Source organism: Conexibacter sp. CPCC 205762 (assembly GCF_030646155.1).
GTDB lineage: Bacteria > Actinomycetota > Thermoleophilia > Solirubrobacterales > Solirubrobacteraceae > Conexibacter.
Window position 1 is genome coordinate 64,527 of the sequence record NZ_JAUTDN010000033.1, and the last position, 6,081, is coordinate 70,607.

Here is a 6,081-nt window from a genome sequence, read left to right on the forward strand (position 1 = left end):
GGGCCACAAGCCGATGAAGGAGACGCTGTGGGTCGTCAGACCCGGCGTCGTCCCGTACCGCGATGCGCTGGAGCTGCAGGAGCAGCTGCGCGTCAAGCGCGTCGAGGGCGAGCTGCCCGACGTGCTGCTGCTGCTCGAGCACCCGCCCGTCTACACGCGCGGGCGCCGCTCCAGAGACGCCGACGAGCTGGCCTTCAGACCGGAGTGGTACGCCGAGCAGGGGATCGAGATCGTGACCGTCCCGCGCGGCGGGCTGCTGACCTACCACGGGCCCGGCCAGCTGGTCGGCTACCCGGTCGTCCGCATCAAAGAGGTGCAGGCGTACGTCCACCAGCTCGAGCAGGTGCTCGTCGACGCGCTCGCCGACGCCGGCGTCACGACGCACGCGCGCCCCGACGACGGTCCCGCCTACATGGGCGTCTGGGTCGACGACGAGCGCAAGCTCGCCTCCGTCGGCGTCCACGTCGCCAACCACGTCGCGACCCACGGCTTCGCCGCCAACGTCGACAACGACATGCGGCCGTGGGAATGGGTCACCGCCTGCGGCCTGCCGGGCGTGCGGATGACCTCGATCGCCGACGAGCGCGGCGAGACGGCGCTGACGCGCCCGCCCGCGAGCGAGCCGCTGCTGCTGGAGCGGGAGCCGTCGGCCGAGCTGGAGCGCTTCTCGGAGCTGGTGCTGAGACGGTTCGCCGAGCGCTTCGGCGTTCGCGCGACCGAGGTTCCCCTCGCCGCGCTCGGGATAGAGCTGCCTGATCCCGAGCCCGCTGCGGAAACGGTCTGACCGATATCGTGAGGAGCGAGATGAGCGTCACGGAACCGAGAAAGCACCAGACGCGTTCGCGCGCGAATCCCGGCGGCATGGACGTGCTGAAGGTGCTCGGTCCCGACGTCCGCCCGTTCCGCGAGCGCAAGCCCGCCTGGTTCAAGGTGCCGGCCCCGGGCGGGCCCAAGCACCGCGAGCTGACGAGAATGATCAAGGCGGAGAACCTCAACACCGTCTGCGTCGAGGCCGCCTGCCCGAACGTCGGCGAGTGCTGGGAGCGCGGCACCGCGACGTTCATGATCCTCGGCGAGACCTGCACCCGCCGCTGCGGCTTCTGCAACGTGCAGACGGGCAAGCCGACCTGGAACGACCCGCTGGAGCCGGCCCGCGTCGCGCGCTCGGTCGCGAAGATGGGGCTGCGCCACGCCGTCATCACCTCCGTCGACCGCGACGACCTGCCCGACTACGGCGCCTCCGCCTTCGTCGGCACGATCCGCTCGATCCGCATGCAGGCGCCGGAGTGCAAGGTCGAGGTGCTGACGCCCGACTTCCGCGGCCAGGAGATGCCGCTGGCGAAGGTGATCGCCGAGCGGCCCGACGTCTTCAACCACAACTGCGAGGTCGTGCCGCGGCTCTACCCGGTCGCGCGCCGCGGCTCGGAGTTCCTGCGCTCGGCGCGCGTGCTGAAGAACGCGAAGCTGATGGGCGGCGACGAGGTCACGACCAAGTCGGGCCTGATGGTCGGCCTCGGCGAGACGCACGAGGAGATGGTCGAGACCTTCAAGATCCTGCGCGAGCATCACGTGCAGGTGCTGACGGTCGGCCAGTACCTGCGCCCGACCGAGCGCCATCTGCCGGTCGTGCGCTACTGGCACCCGGACGAGTTCAAGGCGCTGGAGGTGGCGGCCTACGAGCTCGGCTTCGACCACATCGCCGCCGGCCCGCTCGTGCGCTCCTCCTACCACGCCGACCAGCACGTGCCGCAGAGCCAGCCCGGCACCGGCCCGCTCGCCGCGTAGTAGCCTGCGCGGCGCCTCCCCCGCCACCGAGAGTTCCCACCTGCGCCGCGCGATGCGGGGCGCCGTCGTGGAACTCGCAATGCGAAGCACATGGTTCCTCTGAAGGACAACATCCCGACCGACCGCATGCCGGTCGTCACGCTGCTGCTGATCGCGGCGAACCTCGTCGGCCACCTGCTGTTCGGCCAGGGCGGGCTGTTCCAACTGCTCGTCAACGTCGCCTTCCCGTGGTGGTTCGGGAGCAGCGTCGAGGACGCGATGGCGCCGTGGCGGTTCGTGCTGCTGTGCCTGCTCGGCGGCGCGGCCGCGGTCGGGCTGGGAGCGGCGCTCGACGGGGACGCGCCGATGGCGGTGGTCGCCGCCGCCGGAGTGGTCGCGACGCTCGTCGGCGCGCACGTCTCGCTCTACCCGGGCGCGCGCTTCGTGACCGGCGTCCCGCTGCCGTTCCTGCTGACGCTGGTCGAGCTGCCGGGGCCGCTGCTGGCGGCGGTGTGGCTTGCGCTGCAGGCGCTCGTCGCCGCGACCGGCGCGGAGGGCGCGGTCGTGGTCGCCGCCCCGCTGGCCGGCGTCGTCGTCGGGGCGGTGGCGGTCAGGCTGCTGGCGCAGCAGCGCAAGCAGGTGCCGGCGCGGCGGGCCGAGGTGGCGCTGCCGTGAAGGAGCCGCGCACCTGGATCCTCGGCGCGTCGCTGCTGCTGATAGCGGCGCTCGCCTTCTTCGTGCTGCGCGACATCGTGCTGAACGGGATCACGCTGATGGGCGTCGTGACGATCCCGGTCGTCGTGATCCTCGGCGTCGGCATCATCGGAGCGCTGGGGACGCCGCCGCGCAGATAGCCGCGCTTGACAACCTAAGAGCATTAGGTAATCTCCTACCTACCTTCGGATAGGAGCTTCGCTCATGCGCACCACCGTCCTCACCCCGCACCTCACCCAGCTGACCCGCCTCGCGATGATGAACGCGTACCTCGTGCGCGAGGACGACGGCTTCACGCTCGTCGACACGATGATCAGAGGCTCCGGCGCGAAGCTCGCCGCGGCCGCCGAGGCGCTCGGCGCGCCGATCCGCCGGATCGTCCTCACCCACGGCCACGCCGACCACGTCGGCTCGGTCGACCAGCTGCGCGCGCTGCTCGGCGACGCGGTCGAGGTGCTGGCGCCGGCGCGCGACTGGAGAATCGTGACCGGCGACAGAGCGCTCGCGCCCGAGGAGGGCACGAACAAGCTGAGAGGCAGCTGGATGAAGGTCGCGACGACGCCCGACACGCTGCTCTCCCCCGGCGACCGCGTCGGCTCGCTGGAGGTCGTCGCCTCCCCCGGCCACACGCCCGGCCACGTCGCGCTGCTCGACACGCGCGACCGCGCGCTGATCAGCGGCGACGCCTTCAGCACGATCGCCGGGACGACCGTCTCCGGCGTGATGAACTGGCGCTTCCCGCTCGTCGCGATCGCGACCTGGGACGCCGGCCGCGCGGCCGGCAGCGCCCGCGCCCTGCGCGCGCTGGAGCCGACGCTGCTGGCGCCCGGCCACGGCCGCGCCGTCAGACAGCCGTCTGCTGCGATCGACCGGGCGCTGGCGAAGGCGGGCAACTGATGGCCGCCGCTCGCCGCATCGCCCGCGCGCTCGCAGAGGGCCGCGCCTGATGGCGCGCGCCGGGCTCTCCCCCGACGCGGTCGTCGAGGCCGCCGCCAGGCTCGCCGACGGCGACGGCGGGCTCGATGCGCTGACGCTCGCGCGCGTCGCTGCCGCGGTCGGCGTCCGCACGCCGTCGCTCTACAGCCACGTCGGCGGGCTCGACGACCTGCGCCGCCGGCTGGCCGTGCGCGGCATGCGCGAGGTCGGCGACGCGGTCCGCGACGCGGCCGTCGGCAAGGCCCGCGGCGATGCCCTGCGCGCCGCCGCCGACGCGCTGCGCGCCTACGCGCTCGCGCACCCCGGCACCTACGCCGCCGCCCAGCGCGCGCCCGACCCCGGCGACGAGCAGGCGGTCGCCGCGGCCGGCACGACGGTCGCGGTCTTCATCTCGCTGCTGGCCGGTTACGGGCTGGAGGACGAGGACGCGATCCACGCGACGCGCGCCGTCCGCAGCGCGATCCACGGCTTCGTCACGTTCGAGACCGGCGGCGGCTTCGGGATGGCGGAGTCGGTCGACGAGAGCTTCGCGCGGATGGTCGCGATGCTCGACGCGGGCCTCAGTTCCCGGTGACGGCCGGGCACTGCCGGTACCAGCGGCCGCGATAGGCGCCGATCGCGCTCGCGTCCTGCGGCCGCGCCGGCGCGAGCTGCGCGCCGAGGTAGGTGCGATCGCTGCCGCAGAGGTCGATCGCGAACAGCGTCACGATCACCTGCGCACGCAGCGCGGGGCCGTACGGGTCGCGATAGACGAACGTGCCGCGGCCGCTCGCTCTCGCTCCGTTCCAGCGGCTCCAGCGCACGTTCTCGATCGTCGCCGAGCGGCTGTAGCGCAGTCTCGCCGGCTTGAACGCGAGCGTGCTCCCAGCCGGCACGTAGACGCGTCTGGACGGCGGCGCGCAGACGCCGAGGTCGAGGCCGACCTTGTCGGGGATCCCGGGCAGGTCTCTGCTGCAGACGCCGAAGCGGATCCCCTGCCGCAGCTCTCTCCAGCGGTTGCCGGGCGTGCCCGGCGTGTCGCGCTGGAGGACCCAGGTGCGATCGATCTCGGGGCAGCCTCTGGCGTGGGTCGCGAAGACGGCGCCCCAGCGCACGTCGACCGTCGAGATCAGCCCTCTGACGCAGGCCGGATCGCTCGGCGGACCGGTCGCGCCGGCCAGCTCCTCCAGCTCCTCGCGGGTCGGAACGCGGTGGGCGGCGGCCGGCTGCGCGACCACGAGCACCCCGAGCAGCAGCGCCAGCGTGGCGATCGGCCCCAAAGCGGTGCGTCCACCCATCGCTCGACCGTACCGGACCCCGCACGGGCGCGTGCCGCTTCCCGCGCGCCCCGGCGCCGCCCTTCCGGCGGGCAGGCGGCCCACCTGAGATCCTCTGTCGCGTGACGCGCAGGCGCGGGAACGGGCGGGTGGTCGTGGCGGTGTGCCTGCTGGCGCTGGTGCTGGCGGCGGTCGTCGTCGCGCTCGCCGGCGGGCGGCTCGACGGCTCTGCGGACCATTCGCACGCGGCCGGCCCCGAGCCGGCGGCCGCCGCGCACGGATCCGGCCAGCCGGCGGACGCCCCGCCGACGCCGCAGCCGCACGACTGGGGCCGCGTCCCCTCCGACAGCGTCGTCGCGGTCGCGTTCCGCAAGCCGCCGGCCAGCGGGCTGCTCGTCGACGCCGACAGCGGCCGCGTGCTGTGGCGCCACGAGCCGGAGCGGCGGCTGCCGATCGCGAGCGTGACGAAGATGATGACCGCGCTGCTGGTGGCGGAGCGGACGCGACCGCGGGAGCCGGTCCCGATCACGCGCGAGGCGCTCGCCTACACCGGCTCCGGCGTCGGGCTGCTGCCGAGAGGCAAGCGGGTGCAGGCCGAGACGCTGCTGTACGGGCTGCTGCTGCCGTCCGGCAACGACGCCGCGATCGCGCTCGCGCAGCACATCGCCGGCAGCGTGCCGCGGTTCGTGCGGCTGATGAACGCGCGCGCCCGCGAGCTGGGGCTGACCTGCACCCGCTTCGCCTCGCCGTCGGGGATCGTCGACCGCGGCAACTGGTCGTGCGCGCCCGACCTCGCGCTGCTGGCGCGCGAGCTGCTGCGCGTCCCGCGGCTGGCGAGAGTCGTGCGCACGCCGCTGGCCGTGATGCCGCTGCCGATCAGAGGCGGCAGAGTCTGGCTTGCCAACCACAACCCGCTGCTGGCCGCCCGCTACCCGGGCACCGACGGCGTCAAGACCGGCTACACCGACGCCGCCGGCCGCTGCTTCGTCGGCGCCGCCCACCGCGGCGGCCGCCACCTGATCGCCGTGCTGCTGAACTCGCCCGACCCCGGCAAGCAGGCGAAGCGACTGCTCGACGCCGGCTTCGCGGCGCTCGCCAACACGCCTGCGCACGGCTGATCCGGGGAAGGGTCGACGCGGATGCTGTTCGGTCGTGAGCAGGAGCTGGACGCGCTCGCGGAGCTGCTCGACGGCGCGCGCGCCGGCCGCGGCGCGCTCGTCTGGCTGCTCGGCGAGGGCGGGATCGGCAAGACCGCGCTCGCCGGCGCGGTCGGCGACGTCGCGCGCGAGCGCGGCATGGCGGTGCTGCGCGCGGAGGCCGACGAGCTTGAGCGGCACCGGCCGTTCGGGAGTACCGCATCAACGAGGGCGACGGCGCCTTCTACGGCCCCAAGATCGACTTCCACGTGACC

The 6,081-nt window shown here is 73.8% G+C and carries 9 protein-coding genes; 8 read left to right on the forward strand and 1 reads right to left on the reverse strand.

The genetic code is table 11. The annotated features are described in order from the left end of the window. Positions 1-13 precede the first annotated feature (13 nt). The 6 genes from lipB (at position 14) to Q7L73_RS21250 (ending at position 3,988) form a co-directional block, all read left to right on the forward strand. Positions 14-784 carry a lipoyl(octanoyl) transferase LipB gene (lipB, locus tag Q7L73_RS21225; RefSeq protein WP_304715635.1) on the forward strand — a complete coding sequence of 257 codons (771 nt, stop codon included), beginning with the start codon at positions 14-16 and terminating at the stop codon, positions 782-784. 20 nt (positions 785-804) lie between these two features. After that, the gene (gene lipA, locus Q7L73_RS21230; RefSeq protein WP_304691663.1) at positions 805-1,785 is read left to right on the forward strand and encodes a lipoyl synthase; all 981 of its coding nucleotides are present in this window, start codon (positions 805-807) and stop codon (positions 1,783-1,785) included. 90 nt (positions 1,786-1,875) lie between these two features. Continuing rightward, positions 1,876-2,439 (forward strand): rhomboid family intramembrane serine protease, encoded by a 564-nt coding sequence (locus tag Q7L73_RS21235; RefSeq protein WP_304691662.1) that lies wholly within the window; start codon positions 1,876-1,878, stop codon positions 2,437-2,439. Continuing rightward, on the forward strand, positions 2,436-2,618 hold the full coding sequence (locus Q7L73_RS21240; RefSeq protein ID WP_304691661.1) for a hypothetical protein: 183 nt from the start codon (positions 2,436-2,438) through the stop codon (positions 2,616-2,618). The genes Q7L73_RS21235 and Q7L73_RS21240 overlap by 4 nt, the downstream gene beginning before the upstream one ends. Before the next feature lie 64 nt (positions 2,619-2,682). Continuing rightward, positions 2,683-3,375, forward strand: a complete 693-nt coding sequence (locus Q7L73_RS21245; protein WP_304691660.1) for an MBL fold metallo-hydrolase — start codon at positions 2,683-2,685, stop codon at positions 3,373-3,375. Between the two features lie 49 nt (positions 3,376-3,424). After that, the gene (locus Q7L73_RS21250; protein ID WP_304691659.1) at positions 3,425-3,988 is read left to right on the forward strand and encodes a TetR/AcrR family transcriptional regulator; all 564 of its coding nucleotides are present in this window, start codon (positions 3,425-3,427) and stop codon (positions 3,986-3,988) included. On the opposite strand, the gene Q7L73_RS21255 is transcribed toward Q7L73_RS21250, so the two are convergent. After that, complete coding sequence (locus Q7L73_RS21255; RefSeq protein ID WP_304691658.1) at positions 3,975-4,691, reverse strand: hypothetical protein; 717 nt, start codon at positions 4,689-4,691, stop codon at positions 3,975-3,977. The genes Q7L73_RS21250 and Q7L73_RS21255 overlap by 14 nt on opposite strands. Before the next feature lie 101 nt (positions 4,692-4,792). Here Q7L73_RS21255 and Q7L73_RS21260 point away from each other — a divergent pair, with 101 nt between their 5' ends. Both Q7L73_RS21260 and Q7L73_RS21265 read left to right on the forward strand, forming a co-directional pair. Next, positions 4,793-5,788 (forward strand): D-alanyl-D-alanine carboxypeptidase family protein, encoded by a 996-nt coding sequence (locus Q7L73_RS21260; RefSeq protein WP_304691657.1) that lies wholly within the window; start codon positions 4,793-4,795, stop codon positions 5,786-5,788. A 21-nt stretch (positions 5,789-5,809) separates the two neighbouring features. Beyond that, positions 5,810-6,079 (forward strand): ATP-binding protein, encoded by a 270-nt coding sequence (locus tag Q7L73_RS21265; RefSeq protein WP_304715636.1) that lies wholly within the window; start codon positions 5,810-5,812, stop codon positions 6,077-6,079. The last annotated feature ends 2 nt before the right edge of the window (positions 6,080-6,081 follow it).